The 17,465-nt window shown below is 40.3% G+C and carries 29 protein-coding genes; 25 read left to right on the top strand and 4 right to left on the bottom strand.

Annotated features, from left to right (window positions below; translation table 11 throughout):
- The first annotated feature begins 110 nt into the window (after nt 1-110).
- From CCAL_RS02430 to CCAL_RS02385, 10 genes are all read left to right on the top strand, one after another.
- Nucleotides 111-479, top strand: a complete 369-nt coding sequence (locus tag CCAL_RS02430; RefSeq protein ID WP_169971880.1) for a hypothetical protein — start codon at nt 111-113, stop codon at nt 477-479.
- Nucleotides 480-492: 13 nt separating this feature from the next.
- A complete protein-coding gene (locus CCAL_RS02425; RefSeq protein ID WP_169971881.1) occupies nt 493-708 on the top strand; it encodes a hypothetical protein in 216 nt (71 codons plus the stop codon).
- Complete coding sequence (locus tag CCAL_RS02420; protein WP_170015089.1) at nt 709-1,107, top strand: phage protein GemA/Gp16 family protein; 399 nt, start codon at nt 709-711, stop codon at nt 1,105-1,107.
- A gap of 1 nt (nt 1,108) precedes the next feature.
- Nucleotides 1,109-1,294: a hypothetical protein gene (locus CCAL_RS02415; protein WP_170015087.1), complete on the top strand. Its 186-nt coding sequence runs from the start codon at nt 1,109-1,111 to the stop codon at nt 1,292-1,294.
- Nucleotides 1,291-2,493 (top strand): structural protein, encoded by a 1,203-nt coding sequence (locus tag CCAL_RS02410; RefSeq protein ID WP_172285045.1) that lies wholly within the window; start codon nt 1,291-1,293, stop codon nt 2,491-2,493. The genes CCAL_RS02415 and CCAL_RS02410 overlap by 4 nt, the downstream gene beginning before the upstream one ends.
- Complete coding sequence (locus CCAL_RS02405; protein WP_169971885.1) at nt 2,490-2,816, top strand: hypothetical protein; 327 nt, start codon at nt 2,490-2,492, stop codon at nt 2,814-2,816. The genes CCAL_RS02410 and CCAL_RS02405 overlap by 4 nt, the downstream gene beginning before the upstream one ends.
- Nucleotide 2,817: 1 nt before the next feature.
- Nucleotides 2,818-3,255: an HK97 gp10 family phage protein gene (locus CCAL_RS02400; protein ID WP_169971886.1), complete on the top strand. Its 438-nt coding sequence runs from the start codon at nt 2,818-2,820 to the stop codon at nt 3,253-3,255.
- A 52-nt stretch (nt 3,256-3,307) separates the two neighbouring features.
- On the top strand, nt 3,308-3,757 hold the full coding sequence (locus CCAL_RS02395) for a hypothetical protein (protein WP_169971887.1): 450 nt from the start codon (nt 3,308-3,310) through the stop codon (nt 3,755-3,757).
- A gap of 87 nt (nt 3,758-3,844) precedes the next feature.
- A complete protein-coding gene (locus CCAL_RS02390; RefSeq protein ID WP_169971888.1) occupies nt 3,845-4,396 on the top strand; it encodes a PH domain-containing protein in 552 nt (183 codons plus the stop codon).
- An 82-nt stretch (nt 4,397-4,478) separates the two neighbouring features.
- Nucleotides 4,479-4,793, top strand: coding sequence for a thermonuclease family protein (locus CCAL_RS02385; protein ID WP_236860492.1), 315 nt, complete (start codon nt 4,479-4,481; stop codon nt 4,791-4,793).
- A 36-nt stretch (nt 4,794-4,829) separates the two neighbouring features.
- Here the strand turns inward: CCAL_RS02385 and CCAL_RS02380 are convergent, their stop codons facing one another.
- The 4 genes from CCAL_RS02380 to CCAL_RS02365 form a co-directional block, all read right to left on the bottom strand.
- Nucleotides 4,830-6,386 (bottom strand): terminase large subunit domain-containing protein, encoded by a 1,557-nt coding sequence (locus tag CCAL_RS02380; protein WP_172285044.1) that lies wholly within the window; start codon nt 6,384-6,386, stop codon nt 4,830-4,832.
- Nucleotides 6,386-6,697, bottom strand: coding sequence for a hypothetical protein (locus CCAL_RS02375; protein WP_172285043.1), 312 nt, complete (start codon nt 6,695-6,697; stop codon nt 6,386-6,388). The genes CCAL_RS02380 and CCAL_RS02375 overlap by 1 nt, the downstream gene beginning before the upstream one ends.
- A 9-nt stretch (nt 6,698-6,706) precedes the next feature.
- Nucleotides 6,707-7,033, bottom strand: coding sequence for a competence protein CoiA (locus CCAL_RS02370; protein WP_172285042.1), 327 nt, complete (start codon nt 7,031-7,033; stop codon nt 6,707-6,709).
- Nucleotides 7,034-7,161: 128 nt separating this feature from the next.
- A complete protein-coding gene (locus tag CCAL_RS02365; protein ID WP_172285041.1) occupies nt 7,162-8,175 on the bottom strand; it encodes a phage portal protein in 1,014 nt (337 codons plus the stop codon).
- Nucleotides 8,176-8,324: 149 nt separating this feature from the next.
- Here CCAL_RS02365 and CCAL_RS02360 point away from each other — a divergent pair, with 149 nt between their 5' ends.
- From CCAL_RS02360 to CCAL_RS02290, 15 genes are read left to right on the top strand one after another with little or no spacing between them, the layout of a single operon-like run.
- Complete coding sequence (locus CCAL_RS02360; protein ID WP_170015081.1) at nt 8,325-9,083, top strand: XkdF-like putative serine protease domain-containing protein; 759 nt, start codon at nt 8,325-8,327, stop codon at nt 9,081-9,083.
- Nucleotides 9,083-9,976 carry a phage capsid protein gene (locus CCAL_RS02355; RefSeq protein WP_169971895.1) on the top strand — a complete coding sequence of 298 codons (894 nt, stop codon included), beginning with the start codon at nt 9,083-9,085 and terminating at the stop codon, nt 9,974-9,976. The genes CCAL_RS02360 and CCAL_RS02355 overlap by 1 nt, the downstream gene beginning before the upstream one ends.
- Nucleotides 9,977-9,988: 12 nt before the next feature.
- Nucleotides 9,989-10,153, top strand: a complete 165-nt coding sequence (locus CCAL_RS02350; RefSeq protein WP_169971896.1) for a hypothetical protein — start codon at nt 9,989-9,991, stop codon at nt 10,151-10,153.
- Entirely contained in the window at nt 10,137-10,562 is a 426-nt protein-coding gene (locus tag CCAL_RS02345; RefSeq protein WP_169971897.1) for a DUF5675 family protein, read from the top strand. Before CCAL_RS02350 ends, CCAL_RS02345 begins: the two co-directional genes overlap by 17 nt.
- Before the next feature lies 1 nt (nt 10,563).
- Entirely contained in the window at nt 10,564-10,920 is a 357-nt protein-coding gene (locus CCAL_RS02340; RefSeq protein WP_169971898.1) for a hypothetical protein, read from the top strand.
- A complete protein-coding gene (locus CCAL_RS02335) occupies nt 10,917-11,150 on the top strand; it encodes a hypothetical protein (protein ID WP_169971899.1) in 234 nt (77 codons plus the stop codon). The genes CCAL_RS02340 and CCAL_RS02335 overlap by 4 nt, the downstream gene beginning before the upstream one ends.
- 1 nt (nt 11,151) lies before the next feature.
- Nucleotides 11,152-11,544, top strand: coding sequence for a hypothetical protein (locus CCAL_RS02330; protein ID WP_169971900.1), 393 nt, complete (start codon nt 11,152-11,154; stop codon nt 11,542-11,544).
- On the top strand, nt 11,525-12,148 hold the full coding sequence (locus tag CCAL_RS02325) for a phage baseplate assembly protein V (RefSeq protein WP_169971901.1): 624 nt from the start codon (nt 11,525-11,527) through the stop codon (nt 12,146-12,148). The genes CCAL_RS02330 and CCAL_RS02325 overlap by 20 nt, the downstream gene beginning before the upstream one ends.
- A 1-nt stretch (nt 12,149) precedes the next feature.
- Nucleotides 12,150-12,437, top strand: a complete 288-nt coding sequence (locus tag CCAL_RS02320; protein ID WP_169971902.1) for a GPW/gp25 family protein — start codon at nt 12,150-12,152, stop codon at nt 12,435-12,437.
- The gene (locus CCAL_RS02315) at nt 12,430-13,515 is read left to right on the top strand and encodes a baseplate assembly protein (protein WP_169971903.1); all 1,086 of its coding nucleotides are present in this window, start codon (nt 12,430-12,432) and stop codon (nt 13,513-13,515) included. Before CCAL_RS02320 ends, CCAL_RS02315 begins: the two co-directional genes overlap by 8 nt.
- A complete protein-coding gene (locus tag CCAL_RS02310) occupies nt 13,512-14,060 on the top strand; it encodes a phage tail protein (protein ID WP_169971904.1) in 549 nt (182 codons plus the stop codon). The genes CCAL_RS02315 and CCAL_RS02310 overlap by 4 nt, the downstream gene beginning before the upstream one ends.
- Nucleotides 14,061-14,106: 46 nt before the next feature.
- Nucleotides 14,107-15,342, top strand: a complete 1,236-nt coding sequence (locus CCAL_RS02305; protein ID WP_170015079.1) for a tail fiber protein — start codon at nt 14,107-14,109, stop codon at nt 15,340-15,342.
- Nucleotides 15,343-15,352: 10 nt separating this feature from the next.
- Nucleotides 15,353-15,880, top strand: coding sequence for a hypothetical protein (locus CCAL_RS02300; protein WP_169971906.1), 528 nt, complete (start codon nt 15,353-15,355; stop codon nt 15,878-15,880).
- Complete coding sequence (locus CCAL_RS02295) at nt 15,873-16,244, top strand: DUF1353 domain-containing protein (RefSeq protein WP_172285040.1); 372 nt, start codon at nt 15,873-15,875, stop codon at nt 16,242-16,244. Before CCAL_RS02300 ends, CCAL_RS02295 begins: the two co-directional genes overlap by 8 nt.
- A 55-nt stretch (nt 16,245-16,299) precedes the next feature.
- Entirely contained in the window at nt 16,300-17,457 is a 1,158-nt protein-coding gene (locus CCAL_RS02290) for a phage tail sheath family protein (RefSeq protein ID WP_172285039.1), read from the top strand.
- Nucleotides 17,458-17,465: the final 8 nt, after the last annotated feature.

Here is a 17,465-nt window from a genome sequence, read left to right as displayed (position 1 = left end):
GAACAGGCTTTTGCCTAGATTTGTAAGGCGAGCGAAGCTAAGAATTCGTGTTAAGGGGCTTTAAGCCCTTTTTAAAATATCTTTTAAAGATACTTTAAAAAGGATTTAAAATGGCAAGTAAATATGAATATTTAAAAATACCTGATAGCAATGGAGAGTTTTTGATATGTATTAAAAGACATAAATTTGATGAAGAATTAGACGGAACGAGCATCCATTATTTTATGCCTAGTTTTACGCTAGATTACAACCAAGATAAAATTATAAGAAAAGATTGTTTTATAGAACACGCTCATGTATTAGGATACAAAACAGATGGTTTTGTTCTATCCAATGAGTATGAATTTAAACAATATTGCAAAAAGAAATTTAACGAATTTCGTGGTGAGTTATCTATTAATCCCTTTGCACAAGCAAATGGCAAACAAGAGCCTATATATACAGATGATGAAATTTGCAGTTTGAATTTTCACTGGTAAAAAAGGATTTAATATGGTAAAAAAATTAATGACTAAGCAAAAAATTCACATAGACAATCTGGCAGCTAATAAAAAAGCTTTGTATCAAGCAAGGCTTAATAACATAATAAATTACGACTTAAGCTTCTACCGATTTAAAAATGGAAAGCTAAATATCTCAAAAATGGCTAGATGTAGCGGCTTAAGTCGTAGTTTTTTAACTAAATATTTGTGGTTTAAGGGGCTATAAATGACCAAGGCTCAAGAGATTTATAGAAAGCAGCTACTAGCGATCATCCACACTCATCCGTTTTATAAACACGCTAAAGCTAACGAGGCTTGGGGTGATTTTTTAAGCGCATGGGGCGCAGAAAGCTGCGCTAAGCTAGGTATTAAAGAGCTTATAAATTTAATAGCCGTTATGGACGGCAAAGAGCACCCAAAGCCAAAAGATAGCTTGTTTGCCACAAGATCTCAGATATACGCCATAGAGAGTATTTGGCAAAAGGTGGCAAAAGATACAAGCGAGCGAGCTTTGATATTTTTTATAAAAAAAGTAACTAAAAATTTATATCTAAAAGTGGAGCATCTTAAGAAAAAAGAGGCTTCAAAGGTGCTAATAGTGCTTAAAAAGATGGAGAACGCCTGACATGCTGTGTCCCAAATGCGCTAACGAAAAGACATTTGTCATCAAGACCTTAAAGGGGCTAAAAAATATCAGAATGAGAAAATGCGGTACATGCGGATATAGCTGGATGACCGAAGAAAAACCGCTAAAAGATCAGGAGCTAATCGAATATGCCGAGTATATCGAGCAAATAGAGGGTAAAAAATGAGATTTTTAAAAGCCGTAACTAGATATAAGCTGCTAAAATCAAGCGGGAACGAGCAAATTTTACTACAAAACTATACCGCTGCGCAAATAGAGCGGCTTGAGGATATAATAGCTGAAATTTTAGCCGTTTCAACCGAAAAAACGGACAAGCAGACGCTTGAAAAGATGCTTTTAAACAAGGCAAAAGCCGCAAATATAGAGGTAGTACCAAGCGAGCTTGAGAGTTTATACGTCATACTGGCTAAAAAGGCGCTGCAAAAAGTGGCAAAAAGCATGGGTAAGGAGCTTAAATTTATCTTTGACGAAGTAGATGCGGACGCGGTGGAAGCCATGAGAAAAGGCTTTTACTGGATGGGCAAAGAGTATAATGAAAATTTACAAAATAGATTAAAAGATAAGATCGAGCAGGTTTTTAAAGGTGAGATAGAGCTTGATAACATCGGCGCAGAGCTAAAAAAAGAGTTTGGCGCGATAATAAGCGCCAATGAGGGCTATTTTAAAGGCGTAAGCGATCATATCACGCTTCAGGCGCAAAACGTCGCCGTCGTAACGCAGGGGGCTAAATACGGGGTGGAGTATTATAAAATTTTAGCTATGATGGACGCGAGGACGACTGATATATGCCGGTCTATGCACGGGCGCATAATACCGGCAAAGCACCTTGAAAAACAAGCGGGTAAAATTTTAAACGCTAAAAGCCTAGCGGATAAAAAAGCCGCCGCCGTGTGGCAAAGTAAGGCGTATCTAGGAAAAAGCGATAAGATGGATAGCGACTTTGGCTTACCGCCGTATCATTTTAGGTGCCGCACCGAAGCGATCCCGGTATGGGTCGATGAAGAAGAGATAGGCGGCGTAAAGATGCGAAATACACAGCCTCTTTACGATGATGAGATCGTAAAACATATCGATAAAACGGGCGTGGAGAGAGTATTAAAAATAGGCAATACACATATTTTTAATAAACATAAAGATATTACAAAAAGCGACATAGTTAAGGCATTAAACTCAATAAACAAAATCGCCCCCAATAATCTAAAACAAAACTACACAAACGCAATGAGCGATAACGGAATTTTTATGATTTTTGACGGAGATGAGATAGTAACGGCCTTTAGACCGAGTCGCGATTTAAAAGAATATTTTAAAGATAACAGCGTAACATTAAAACAAGAGATAATTAAATCATGGTGGCAAATATGAGAAAATTTAACATTAATATCGGCTTTCATAAAAATGTAGCGTTTGATTGGGAGATAAGATTAAATGGGCTTGATGACTATAATGACATGAAGCAATTGGGCTACAAATTTTTTGCTGTTTTAAAAGCGACGGCAGATAAGAAAATAGCCTATGTTTTTGATGTTTTTACACCAAAAGACAAAGATATGAATGAGGTCAAAAAGCACAAAGAATTTAGCGAAATTTGTGAGTTTGTCCATACCGCAGACGGCAAAGAGCGGGCTAATTTTCAAGGCACTTTCATAGACGCATTAAACTATATAAAAGATAACTTTAAGGCGTAAGATGAAAGATTTGGATAAATTTTTAAAAAACTTCCTTTATAGAGTAGGATCAGGAGTAGTGCAAGTAGCCAAAGAAAAGACCGCGCCGATCTCAAATTTAAAGACGCGCGGCACCTTAAAACGAAATATCAAGGTTTTTAGTGCGACTTCCAGCGAGGTTAAAGTAGGTAATACGGCACAGGTAAAATATGCCAAATTTGTCCATAACGGCACAAAGCCTTATGCCATAAAACCTAAAAACAAAAAGGCTTTAGCCAATAAAAAAGCCGGCATAATATTTGGCAAAAAGGTAAATCATCCCGGCATAAAGGCAAATCCATACCTGATAAATGCGTGGAATATATATAAAGACGGCGGTTTAAAGCGTGCAAGTAGCGAGCTAGCGGCAAACGTAGGCGAAGAGATCGCAAAAGAGATAAAAATAACTCTAAAAGGGTAAAAAATGAGAAAATCAGTAAAACGTTTTTTTGCGTAGCAAAAAAGATTTCTAAATGGAGCGTAGCGTAATGAGAAATAATATAGACAAATTTGATATTTTAATAGGTAAAATTTTAGCAAAACTTTATGCGGAGTTTCCTATAAAGTGTGAGTTGGTGCCTGAGGACTTTGGCATAAAAGATACAAGACCAGAGTTTTTAGATACGCCTGACGGCACTATGGGCGACATGAAAGAGCTTGAATTTTTAGAAGCTACCGTAACATGGCTAATGGAAAATGAGATAATAACGGCCAAGAAATCGGGCTTTGGAGTATATTATGACGCAAGGCTTACGATGAAGGGCTTAAGGCTTTTAAAAGTAGTGCCAAAAAGCGTAGATAATGAGCGCAAAAGTATCGGCGAGAGTCTAAAAGAGCTATCACGTGCCGGAGCAAACGAGAGTCTAAAAATAGCGGTAAATGCTCTTTTTAGTTATGGATTAAGCAGGATGGAGCTGGCATAAAAGCCTTTATTCTTTTGTTTTTTTAATCAGTATCTAATAGTAAATTTTTAGATATAATGCATCAAAAAAATATTTTGGAGTTAAACTATGCCAAGCCTAGAAGAGATACAAAGTCAAATATCATGTTTTTCAAATGCAAATACTTTTATGACCAAAAAAGAAATCAAAGAGTTGCCGCACATGCTTTGGGAAGATGAAAAAATAGAAAAAATTACGAATGGTGCTTATAACAATGGTATTGGAATTTTAGTCGCTACTAACTCAAGACTTATTTTTATTGATAAGGGTTTTATTAAACTAAGGGTAGAAAATTTTGACTACTCAAAAATAAGCTCTATTGAATATGAAACGGGCATTCTTATGGGTGAGATTACTATTTATACATCCGGCAATAGAGCTAAAATAACCCATATGGAAAAAAGTATGGCTAGAGAGATGGCTGAATTTTTAAGGGCGTATATTGCAAACAATGGGTCAAAAAAAGAAGCTCCGAAAGAAACGACTGAACCTAAGCAATCAAGCGGAGGTATTGATAGTCAAATAGAAAGATTGGAAAAACTTAGCAAACTTTTAGAGGGTGGATTTTTAACCCAAGAAGAGTTTGATATACAAAAGAAAAAAATAATAAGTGAAATTTAGTTTCTTATTTTTTACGCTTGTAAGCCTTTGTCTTGGATATGAAGCAAAGGTTCTAAAAATAATTGACGGCGATACCATAAAGGTGCTTTATAAAAATAAAGAGCAAACAATACGCCTTTTTGGAATAAATGCACCGGAGAAAAAAGAACCGTATTTTGGCAAATCAAAACAAATTCTTACTAAAAAAATTAACCGTAAAAAAGTAGAAATAGAACATTTATACTACGACAAGTATAAAAGGTCTGTTTCAAAAGTATTTTTAAGAAACAAGGATATTTCTAAATTTATGGTAAAAAATGGTCACGCCATCGCTTTTAGAAAGTATTCAAAAGACTATATAAGAGATGAAAATTATGCAAAAAATAAAAAATTAGGGCTTTGGAATAAAGCCCAATAAATCATGGTTTTGGAATCGCACTCAATATAAATCCACCTACCCTATTATATACGCCTTGCCCCTTTTATCCCTAACTTTTTCAAAATAGCTTAATGCAAGCGCGAGCGCCCAAAACCTATCCGCGTGGCCGTGTTCGTTTCGGTCGCTATCGTATGTGAAGCTTTTTGCGCCGGCTTTTCGCTTTACGGCGTGAAGATCGGCGATTAATGCGGGGTCGTTTGGGATGATTATACTTTTATCCTCAAAGTGCTTTTTTAAATTTAAAGCCATAGCTTCTTTACTGCTTTGCGTAAAATAGACCCCTTGCACTCTTGAAGGGAAGCGCCTTTTTACCTTTTCGGCTACGCTCATACCTATACCCGTTTTATCTATCTTTTGCATAGCCAAAGGGTTTAGGCGCAAAAAGTCTATGAGTAGATTTTCTTGCGCCTCAAAGCTTGCTTTAGCGATGACGTCAAGCACGCTTAGCTTTTTAACTCCGTTTTCATCAAAAACCGCTATGTGAGCGCTTCTATCCTTTGTGCGCCCTACGTCAAATCCCGCATATTGCGGGACGCTTTTAGCTGGAAGTGCCGGCGCATAGTCTTTTATACAACTTTTTATAAGTTCCACGCTTAAAAGCGCGTTTTCGTCGTCTATAAATTGGCACTCATACGCACTCGCCCACGTATCGGCGTCAAAAAGATCGCGCATAGTTTCAAGATCGAAATTTAGCCCGTCCTCGATAGCTCTATAAATATCTACTCTATGCCTTGAAAACATATAGTATTTCGTTTCGTTGTCAAATAGCTCGTGAAATAGCGAATTCTCTTCAAACGGCGTAGATAGAATAGTGAGGCGACCCGCTACCGCTCCGATACTTGGGACGAATGCGTGCCAGATACGCTTTTGGTTTGGATACCATGCGAACTCATCCATCCAAATATCGCCGGTAAAGCCCTGCACGGTTCTAAAGTTATGAGGCATTGCGCGGATAACCGCACCGTTATCAAGGCTTTTTTCATACTCGCTATTTTTAGCGAAAGCTATGTTAAATTTCGCCGCCCAGCCGTCAAGATAGTTCATTAAAATTCTAGCCTGCTCTTCGCTCGCGCTCAAAAACAGCTGATTACGACCCGCGACAGCTCCAAGCAGCGCATCAAGGCTTGAAGCGTATGAAAAACCTATTTGACGAGATTTTAGCACGATACGAAACTGCGAGGTATCGTTTATAAAATCCTTTTGATACCCGTAAAGCCCGCCTTCGCTTAACGCCTTTTGTTTTAGGCTCTCATAGTCCGCATTCATTAGGATTAACGGCTTTTTCTTATTTTTTACCTTTCGCTCTTTTGCTTTTATCCCTTCAAGTCTTGAAAGAGATGCGCTAAGCATAGCGATTTGCTTGGCTTTGGAGTCGCTGCTTTTACCTTTTGAAAGTTGCGAGATTTGAGCCTTTAAATTTTGGATCGTAGGGGCGTCCTCCTTTTTTAGCTCTTTTTTCCAGCGTGAGAGAGTAGCGCCGTTTATGCCGTATTCTTTTGAAATTTCTACGGCGCAGTAGCCGCTGCTAAGTAAATTTAAAATAAGCTCTTTGGTCTGTTTTGAATATGCCATCACTCATCCATGCAAACGGAGTTAAAATAGCAAAGCGTAAAATCAAAATTTAATATATCTACGCCTCTCTCGTCGGTGGCGTCCACACTTGAGGATTTAAAATTTAAAAGCGGGGTTAAGCTCATAAGCTCTTTTAATACCGCCTCACCACTTACTATAGGTACGATAGCCGTTAAAACGGCTCTATACTCTACGTGATTAAGCGCGTTTCGCTCGGATATAAACAGCTTAAAATCATCGTCGTGCTTTAAAACTAGACTCTCGCAAAGAGCTATTAACTCTTTTTCGGTCGTGATATTTTCTACTTGCATACTCTCTCCTTAAACTGCGGCGTAAAAATATCCGCCGGTATTTTTCTTTGTAGTAAGCTTATAAAATTTATCCATCCAATACTCCTCCCATTGCTTAACGTCTTTAAAGGTGTCTAGGCTTTCGTCGTATTCGTTTGCTCGCTGCTGAATTTTTAGCCAAAGCTTTTGCCCTAAAAGCGCGATGGTGTAAAAAGCCCTCGCTTTTAGCAGGTTTTTAGGATCCACGCTAAAATTCGCTATCTGCATATCGGCCATCTCAACGTATGGGATAATCTCATCATCCTCTATCATTTTGAGTTTATTATATCTGCGAATTTCGGTTAAAATTTCATCCATCTTGCTTTTTGTTCCTTTACTTATATTTTAAAACCACCTTCAAAACGCTTCAAAACGGCTTCAAAAACGACGAAAACATTTTATTAATATCTTTTATCGTCCTTAATGCCAAAACGCCTTAAAACGCTTTATTTTGCATAGCCTAATATCCCGCGCGCTTCGGCTAGGCTTAAAATGCCGCTTTGCACCAGCGAAGTTACCAGCTCTCCGTCGTCTTTAAAGCTGCTTACGTCAAGAGGTTTTAGCTTTATAGGAAAGCCGATGCTATCGAAAAACCACTCTATTTGCTCTTGCTTTGGTATGATAGTTAGCTCGTTAAAGCTATGAAGCTGACCTATAACTTCGCTTCCGCCGCCAAGTTGGCCAGAGCTTATTACGCCCATCATTCTCGGCGGCACTCCGTGAGCGGCGATGATCTCGTCTCGGTTTAAATTTTTAAGCTTTTCAAAGCTAATATCTTGCACCTTGCTTAAATCTTCGATGCGAACCTTTGCGTTTTCTCCGTTTGCGGTTAGTATAAGCGTTTTGTGAGCATTGTTCGCACCCCTGAAATTTGAGCCGAAAAACTCTTTAAAAGCGTTTAGCTGCATCTCGTCGGGCTCTGAGTTCTCAAAAATAACGGCGGTGTCCGCGCGTGCCGAGTTGTCAAAAAACGCATTATTAAAGCTGTCGGCTTTTTGATTGGTTAAAAGCGGTAAAAGAGTGCCTAAGTAATCGGGCTCGCCGTAATACCTACTGCGCGGCGAATAGTAGTATAGATGTCTTGCGTTTAGCGCTATTTTACGGCCGTCTTTTAGTTGAAAAACCTCTCTGTTTTCATTTACGCGCCCTTCGATGCTCGGCAAAAGATAGATGTTTTTACCGGCGATCTCCATAAAGGCGTTACCGAAAATTTCAAGATTTAGTATAAAAGCGTATAAAAAATCTTTCGGCGTCATGCCTTGCCCTTCAAGCTTCGAGCCGTCCTCTATATTTGAAAGAAGAGAGGCTTTTAGCTGTATGGCGCGACGATGATAGGTGTTTGCATAAAACAGATCAAGCATCCTATCAAAGCCGAAAAACGGCTCGACAAGTCCGCTGCCGTCTTTGCTCTCATCGGTTAATTGAACGCTACCCGCTACACTTTTAAAAATCACTTGCATATATATCCTAAAACATTTATTTCAAAAACGCCATTTTATGATAAAAATTTTTTACTTTCTAGCTAGATACGACATATATGTCGTATCTAGGTTTTTTAAAATTTTATTTTTTGTCAAAATGCACGCAATATTTTAAAGGAGCGTAATAGATGAGCAAAGAGATCACAAATATGCAAATAAAACTAATCTCGCTTGTTAGCGCGGGAGCGAATAATAAAAAGATCATTTACAAAAATGAGAATTTTAACGAGCTTTTACGAGTCAATTTTAAAAAGAGCGATGACGAGCAAGGCGTAGTTTACGGGATCGTGTATGCGCCCGATGAAGTCGATACGCAAGGAGATTTTGCAAATGCAAACGAAATAAAAAGGGCCGCTTACAACTTTATGAAAAGGGCGGATCTTGGATACTGCGTTGACGTAAATCACGATTTTAACATCGCAAACGCCTATATATGCGAAAGCTGGATAGTAAAAAGCAAAGATGAGTTTTTTAGCGAGGTCGGAGCATGGGCGGTCGGTATAAAGCTAGAGGATGAAGATCTAAAACAGATGGTAAAAAACGGAGCGATAACGGGATTATCGATGTATGGAAGCGGCGTTATAAAAAATGCCGATGAGGGCATTACCAAAGGCGGCGTAATGGCGGCGCTAAAAGAGTTTTTCGGCTCAAGCGAAAATTTAAAAAAACAAACTTCAAACAACAAAGGAGAGACGATGGATGAAAACAAGGTGGCAGAGCTTGTAAAAGCGGGCATAAGCGCAAGCGAAGCAAAACTTGAGGCGCTTGAAAAATCAGTAGGCGAACTAACCGCAAAGCTTGAGGCTATCACGAGTGAGCTTAGCAAATCAAAACAAGACGAGACGATCAAAAAACAAGAAAATTCACTTAGCGGAGGGATATTATAATGAGCGGATTAGACGAAATTTTAAAAACAAGTATGAATGCGACTAACGTTACGCTTTCAGGCGCGCTAACGCCCGAGCAAGCGCATAACTTTGTCGATGTTATCAAGCAAAATAACGGCTTTTTGCAAAAAATTCACACCGAAAAGATGGGTAGATTAACCAAAGAGCTTGACGCGTGGGACGTAGCTAAGGGTATTTTGGTGCGCGTGCCAAGCGGAGACAAGCCAAGCGAGAGCCAAAGAGCCGCACTTAATAAAGTCGGCGCAAAGCTTGACGCAAAAAGCGTTCAGCTCTTCGCTCGCATACTTCAAGACGCGCTAGAGGATAACAAATCAAACCCTAAATTTGAAAGCGAAACGTTTGAGAGCTTTGCAAAGGCTTTCGGCAACGACCTTGCGCTCCTTGGCTTTATCGGCGAGAGCGATACGTATGACGGCAGCTTTAAGACTCTTCATAAAGGCTGGGTTGCCGTAGCGAAAGACTCTAGCGAGACCACAAAACTAACCTATGCGTCAAACGAGAAAGTAAAAGATAGGCTAAGTGCGCTTGTAGCTTCTTTGCACCCCGATATTTTAAGCCAAGCGGTGATCCTTATCAGCCCGGCCGACGCACAGGAGTATAACAAAGAGCTTGCCGCGTTAAATTCTCCGACTCATCTAATACAAGGCGGAGCGGATAAAATTTTAGGAGTGCCGCTTGAGGTAACGCCTTTAATGCCAAAAGGAGAGTATCTAGCCACTCCGCTTAAAAATTTAGTTTTAGGCACGGTGCTTGATATTCGCCGCAACAGATGGTATGACGCGGAGGAGCGCGCACTAAAATACGTCTTTGACCTATACGTTGATTACGAGATAGTCATCAAAAAATGGGTTAGCTATATGAAACAAGCTTAAAAAGGTAAAAAAATGGAGTATATCGCGACTAAAAACATCTGCGTAAAAGGTGGTTTTGTAAAAGAGGGCGAGATCGTGCGACTTGAGCCTGAAGAGGCGAGCGTATATTTAGACGAGGGGATGATAGATTTTCTCCCCGCTACGGACGAAAACAAAGAAGATGAAGCTGACGATTAGGCGATTTAAAAATATACATGACGGCACACTGGGTAAATTTGAACTTTGCGTAGGACAAACCGATGAGCGGGTATTGCTTAGCGGTTACACGCTTGAGCCTGCGGGCGATGATTGCGTTACGCCTGGTAGAGATTTACGCATTCCACAAGGAAAATACGACGTCGCGTGGGAGTATAGCCCGCGTTTTGGGCGAGTTTTACCGACACTTTTTAATGAGAATGTTATAAAGGCACGTAGAATTTTAATCCATGCAGGTAACTATCCAAAACATACTCTTGGATGTATCTTGCTAGGACAAAAGTATGATGATAAAGGCGTTTACGAGGGTAAAAAGACACTTGAGGCGTTTTTAAAAATAACCAAAGATAAGCCGCTTACGGTTGAGATTATAAATTTACAAGGGGTATAAGATGGGTATTTTTAGCAAGCCTTTTCTTTACGCTCTTTGCGTGTGCGGTTTTTTGGCTATATCGCTCATCGGCACGGGGCTAAAAATAAGCTCGCTTGCGGCTGCAAATGAAATTCTAAAAGATAGCAACAAAGAGCTAACCAAAAAAGCGGACGAACTAACGACTGATAAGGCTACGCTAAAAGCAAATTTAACTAACTGCGACGCTACTCTTGCCTTGCAAAATGAAGCCATAAAAACAGCAGCAGTAAAGATCGACAACACTCCGCCAAAAGAGATAGAGCGAATAAAGAAAATTTTCGTCAAGGATAAAAGCTGCGAAGCGGAGCTAAAGGCTTATAAGGAGTTGTTTAAATGAGAAATTTAGCTGCTTTTGTGTTACTTGCTTTGCTTTTCGCAGGCTGTGCGGATAAACAAGCGGTAGAGCCTCATATCATATATAAAGAAAAGCTAATGCCTGTAAGGTGTAACGCACTAATGCCTGTAAAACCAAAAAACGACGGCACGTTTGAAGCGGACAAAGCAAAAATGATCTACTACCGAGATTGCGAAAACCTGCTAAAACAATGTCTTGGTATAAAGGAATAGTATGGAAAATAGTCTAAATTTTAGCGATGAAATAAAAGAGACTACCGGGCTTATCACTTCTGCAGGAAGCTGGGGGTCAAATGAGTTTTTAGTCTTTATGGTGATTTTTGGCTTTGTAGCCTTTGTCATAATCTTTTGGCTACTTAGCAAAAACGCAAATGCAAACTCACAAAAGATAATCGAAGTAACCACAAAGACAAACGAAGCTTTTAACAACAACGCGGACGCGACAAGAGCCCTAATCGAAACTCTAAAGATCGACCGCGTAGAAAGTCGCCAAAAACTTAACGACATTCACGAAGATGTTAAAGAGATCAAATTTAATGTCAAACGTAAAAATAAAAATTTTGGCGAACACATAAAAGAGAGCGAATATGAAGACGGAATTTATTGAAATCGGCATTATTAGCGAAGTAAGAGCGGATCGTGCAAGGGTTGCTATAGGAGATATGGTAACCGACTTTCTGCCTGTGCTTGCTTTGGCAAATTCTTTCGCAAGAGCTTTTACGCCGATTCGCGTGGGCGAGCAGGTAATCGTCTTGCCGATTCGCGGCAGTCTAAATAGCGGCGTAATACTTCGCTCGGTATATCAAGAAGTGCACTCGGCTCCCGACACAAACGAAAAAGAGCAAATTTGTATTTACGAGGACGGCGTGCAAATAAGCTATAACACGGTAAATAGCACTCTTGTTATCTCCACTCCAAAAGAGATAAATATAGCCTGCGATAATGCAAATTTGACCGCTCAAAGTGTAAACGTAAAAGCAAACGACACGACCGTAAAAAGCCCAAATATCAAGCTACTAGGTAATACGCTAATACAAGGTGCTATCACTACGGCGGGTTCAGGCGGCGGTAGCGGAAGTTTTTCAATCAACGGGGACGTAAATATAACCGGCTCAATCACAACCGGAGGTAATGCAAGCTTTGGCGGAAGCATAAGCGACAGCAGGGGCGATTTAACAAACCACACAAATAACGGACTAGCGAGAGATTAATATGAAACACTTAGTAAGCATAGAACAGAGCATAAAAGACATACTTTTAACGCCGCTTGGTTCAAGGGTTATGCTGCCCGAATACGGCAGCCGTCTGTTTGAGCTAATCGATCGCCGCATCGATGATAGCTTTAGAGCCGATCTTGCTTGGTATGTCATAGAAGCGGTAGAAAAATGGGAAAAACGCATAAAAATCGATGAAGTAAGGCTAATCAGCCTGCAAAACAACAGCCTTAAATTTAAAATAACCTTTGAAAGCGGCGATAGTATGGAGGTAGCTTATGCTTGATTTAAAAGCTTTGCCTTATCCGAATGTTATCGAAACGCTTAATTATGATGAAATTTTAAATAGCGTTAAAAACGTCTTTAAAGAGTATTTAACCGATGACGAGATCGCGCTTTTGGAGAGCGACAGCTACTCGGCTTTGCTTGAGACGCTAGCTTACCGCGAGTTACTACTTCGAGCTAGGATAAATCAAAGCGTAAAATCAATGCTACTTCCTTTTGCGACGGGAAGCGACCTTGATAACGTAGTAGCAATATACGGCATAGAAAGATTAAAGGGCGAAAAACCTACGGCAAACGTTAAATTTAGTCTAAGTACTACGCTTGGTTATGATGTTTATATCCCTGCCGGACTTACGCTCGTAAGCAAAGACGGCGACACTGCCACACTAAAAAATAGCCTAGTTATAAAAGCCGGTAATAAAGAGATAATAGGTGTAAGCGTGCTTGATAGCTACGTGAAATCAAGCCTAATTAAATGTGAGCTCATTCAAACACCGCTTCCTTTTGTGCTTACGGCAAAGCAAGAGAGCGAATTTTTAGGCGGAGCAGAGCGTGAAAGCGACGATAGACTGCGCGAGAGAGCCGTGCTTAGCTTAGAGAGATTTAGCACGGCAGGAAGCGCTAAAGCCTATATCTATCAAGCGATGTCGGCAAATATAAAGGTACTAGAAGTTAGCGTGCTAAACGGCGGTGCGGGCATAGTAAAAGTGTATCTAAAAACAGCTGATATGAGCGAGGAGACAAGGACTAGCGTAGCGGACTATCTAAATGATGAAAAAGTAAGACCGCTAACCGATAGCGTGATAGTAACAAATGCAAATATTATAAATATCGAGATAAAAGCAGAACTTGAGCTAACCGATATGTTTATGCAAGATGAGATAGATAAAGCAATAAAAGCCACTCCAAGCACTCTAAAGATAGGAGAAAATCTAAATTTAAGTTATATCTACTCCGTGCTTCATAAAAATGGAGTGTATAGAGTGAATTTGCAAACTCCTACGATTGATACAAAGGTAGGCGATGATAGCTTTGCAAGGATAAGCTTTAATCTAAGCTATAAAAAGGCTAGCCTATGACCTTGCTTCCAAACCATAAAAGCAAATTTGATAAGAAATTTGACGAGCTTTTTGGCATCCGTTTCGATGAGTTTGATATAGGCGTGATTAACACTCTGGCGGATAGTTGTCCGGTATCCCTTTTGCCTATTTTAGCCGCTTCGTTTGACGTGGATATAGAGGGGCTTAGCGAGATAGCCGCACGCGAGCTGATAAAAAACGCATTTGCTATTCACTACTACTCAGGCACCTTTTACGCTGTTAAAAAAGCGGTGCAGGCGATAGATAGCGGAGCTTTGATAATAGAGGGAAATTTAGGGCAAAAATATGACGGCTCCATACTGCACGGCGGGGCTAGATTTTACGGTAGCAACGATCACTGGGCGGAGTATAGCGTTATCTCAAGTATTCCGCTATCTCGTGAGAAAGCAAAACGCATAAGCGATGCGGCTAAAAGCGCTGCACCCGTTAGATGCGTATTAACAACCATCGATAGTAGAGCGGCAAATTTAACCTATGACGGATCTATAAGATACAACGATCAATTCAATTACGGAGTTTATTAATGGCAAAATCAGTAAAACGTTTTTTGCGAAGCAAAAAGATTTCTAAATGGAGCGTAGCGTAATGGCAAACTTAAAAGAGACAAATACTTGGGAAGAGGGAATTTATCAGCTAGAAACCACCGATCCCGTAGTAGGCGGAGCGGACGGCATAAGCAACAAACAAGCAAAACAGCTAGCAAATCGCACGAGCTATCTTAAGGAGCAGATTGAAAACAGTTCAAACGATATAAACGCCCAACTAGCTAAAAAACGCAACATAAATGATAGTTACTCAAAAACGCAGATTGATGAGCTGATAAATGTTAAGCTTGGCGAAAATGAAACGGCTGCCGATAGCCAAAAACTCGGCGGAGTAGCAGCCGACAAATACGCTCTAAAATCAGAAATCTCAGACGGGCTAAAAATTGGCTCATACCTGCTTTGGAGTTCTGAAAGCCATACGCCCTCGGGTTTTCTTGTTTGCGACGGACGAAGCCTTGTAAAATCAGAGTATGCAGAACTCTTTGCGGTTATTGGGTATACATATGGCGGAAGTGAAGAGAATTTCAATATACCGAATTTCAGCGACGGTAAATTCTTTCGCTCTGTCGGTGGAAATGCCGCACCTATCGGAGAGGCTCAACAAGATGCTATAAGGAATATCACCGGAACCTCAGGCGGAGTAAGAAATGACGGCTCCACCAATCCAATAATAGGCGCATTTGCTGTAGATGGGAGTGCGGGCAATTTTACCGGCGGTCCCGGACAACTATCAAACGTGAATTTTGACGCCTCTAGGGTAGTCCCGACCGCAAATGAAAACCGCCCCTACAATATAAGCGTAGTCGTGCTTATAAAAACTAAAGACGTTAAAGAGCCGAACGCAAACCAAATAGACGATAGTATATACGCTACCGAAACGAAAGCGGGCATCACAAAATTAAAAAACAGCATAACGGGTAACGCTGAAGACGTAGCGGTAACTGAAAAAGCTGTGAGTGATGTTTTAAGAGCCATACCAACACCACTAGGCATAAATCAAACTTGGCAAGATATGACAAGCCAAAGAAAACGGGGTATAACATACACAAACACGACGGGCAGATCTATTTACGTCTCAATAAGAACATCTGCGCTAACCGGTAGCTGCGGAGGGTATCTCACGGTAGATGGAAAGATGATTCAGTATTTTGCAACATCTTCATCAGAAGTAATCACTCTTTGCGGAATCATACCGCCTGGCTCTACCTACTCCGCCACAGTCAATACGGGAACAATACCTTTATGGCTTGAACTAAGATAAGGAGCAAACAATGAAATACTACAAAGATAAACAAAACCAAATCTATGCTTACGATGACGATGTAAGCGATGAATTTCTAAACGTGAAAATAGCCGAGCTCGGCTTAAAAAAACTAAGTAAAAAAGAGGAGCAAGAACTAAGTAAACCAAAAGAACCTAGCCTTGAAGAGCTAAAACAAGCCAAACTAAGCTCACTTGAACTTTGGTTTGAAACAATGAAAAACAAATCAAAAATAGACTTTAAGGGCTTTGGAATAATAGACGGAGGCTATAAATACCTACTAAACGCCTCTGCGATGGTAGAAAACTATGAACTTTTGCCTCAAAAAGTATTTAGAATGTGGGACGATAGTTTTAAACCTATCGACCTAAACGGACTTAAGGCTATTAAAAGAGCTATTGAATTAGCGGGCATAAAACTTCACTCTATAAAATGGGAGTATGAAGCAAGAATAGCAAGTGCAAACGATAAAGACGAGCTTGAGGCGATAGTCTTTTACGACGTTATAGAAATTGATTTAGGAGCAAGCAATGAATGAGATTAAAAGACCGATACTTAAACCCTTTTCAAAAGACCGATTTGAGTTAGTCGAGTCATACGAGTACGGCAATATCGTAGTTCCAGCAGCATACAAGACAAACGGAGCGAATGTACCTAGAATTCTTTGGAGCATATTTCCACCAAATAGCCCTGAGTATCTTTCGGCGATAGTGGTGCACGACTGGCTTTGCGATGAAGCTGAACTCATCTTTGAACTGGGCTCTTTAGAGCCAGCAAAGAGGCTTTTTAAAACAGCCGACGAAACCCTGCGTGAGATGATGACGGCACTCGGCGTAGCAAAGTGGAAGGCGTATGTATTTTACTTAGCATGCCGTACGTGGCACATCATAAAATACAAATAATAAAGGAGTAAAAAATGAGAAATTTAACAATAAACCGAAACAAAGGAGAAAAACTATGAGCGCAAAATTTGGAGTAAACGTAACCATCAGCGCAGAGGCAGCAAGACCGATTCAGGTTGAAAGCACGACGCCTATCGGGATTGCCGGACATGAAGAACTGCTTGAAAACGGACTTCACTTTTTTATGACAACAGATAAAGCGATAGACGCATTAAACGAGCTTTATAAAAAAGATGAGAATAAAAGCAAGAAAAAAGGCTCAATTTATAGAGCCCTACGTGCCATTTCAGATCAAGCTGTAAATACACAGATTATCCTATCTGTTTTTACAAAAGATGAGGACGAAGATGGAAATGATGAAATTTCAGCTTGCGTAAATGCGATCGGACTATTTGAAAAAGCTAAAGTGCAAACGGGCTACCGCCCAAATATTATTATAGCCCCTGAGTTTTCGGGCGAAGATGCGATAAAAGCAAAGCTTGAAAGTGTAGCAAAACGCTTAAAGGCTACGGGTATCGTAGATATAAAAGCAAACAATGCAAGCGAAGCGATAGTTAAGATGAAAGACTTTGGCACAAATCGCCTGATCGCAGCCTATCCAAACGTTAAAATTTGGGATGATGAAACAAACGATTATGCTTACGCGCCGCAATCGGCACGAATAGCCGGCATGATAGCTTATACCGACGGATCAAGCGAGTTTGGCTATTCAGACTCTTACTCAAACCGAGTAATGGGCGGAGTCGTAGGACTAGCCGATGATATAGATTATGAGCCGGGTGAGACTTGCACGGCGGATGAGCTTAGGGCGGCTCATATCTCAACTATCATTAGAGAGAGCGGCTTTAGAACTTGGGGTGGTGAAACATCAGACCAAGATACCATTTGGCAGGATCTAGCCCGTGTTAGGATATTTGACCGCATTTCACAGGCGGCTCAAAAGGGAGTATTCTTTGCGATCGACCGCAAGGCAGATCAACTCTATCACGCAAAAAGAAGCGTCGAGGAGCTTTTACGTCAGCTTGTAGGTGCAAAGGTATTGCTTGGATATGAGCTATCTTGGAGCGAAAAGAATACGGATGCAACGGTTACGGCAGGTAAATTCTATCTAGACGTAAGAATGCAAAATAATCCGATACTTAAACAGCTAACGCTAGATTTTATCTATGTGGATAGCTACTCGAGCCGGCTAATGGATGATTTAAATAAATAAAGGAGATA

The organism is Campylobacter sp. RM6914 (assembly GCF_004803835.1).
In the GTDB taxonomy this organism is placed as follows: domain Bacteria; phylum Campylobacterota; class Campylobacteria; order Campylobacterales; family Campylobacteraceae; genus Campylobacter_A; species Campylobacter_A californiensis.
The sequence above is the reverse complement of the archived record's forward strand: the minus strand, read 5'-3'. Positions and strand labels throughout refer to the sequence as shown.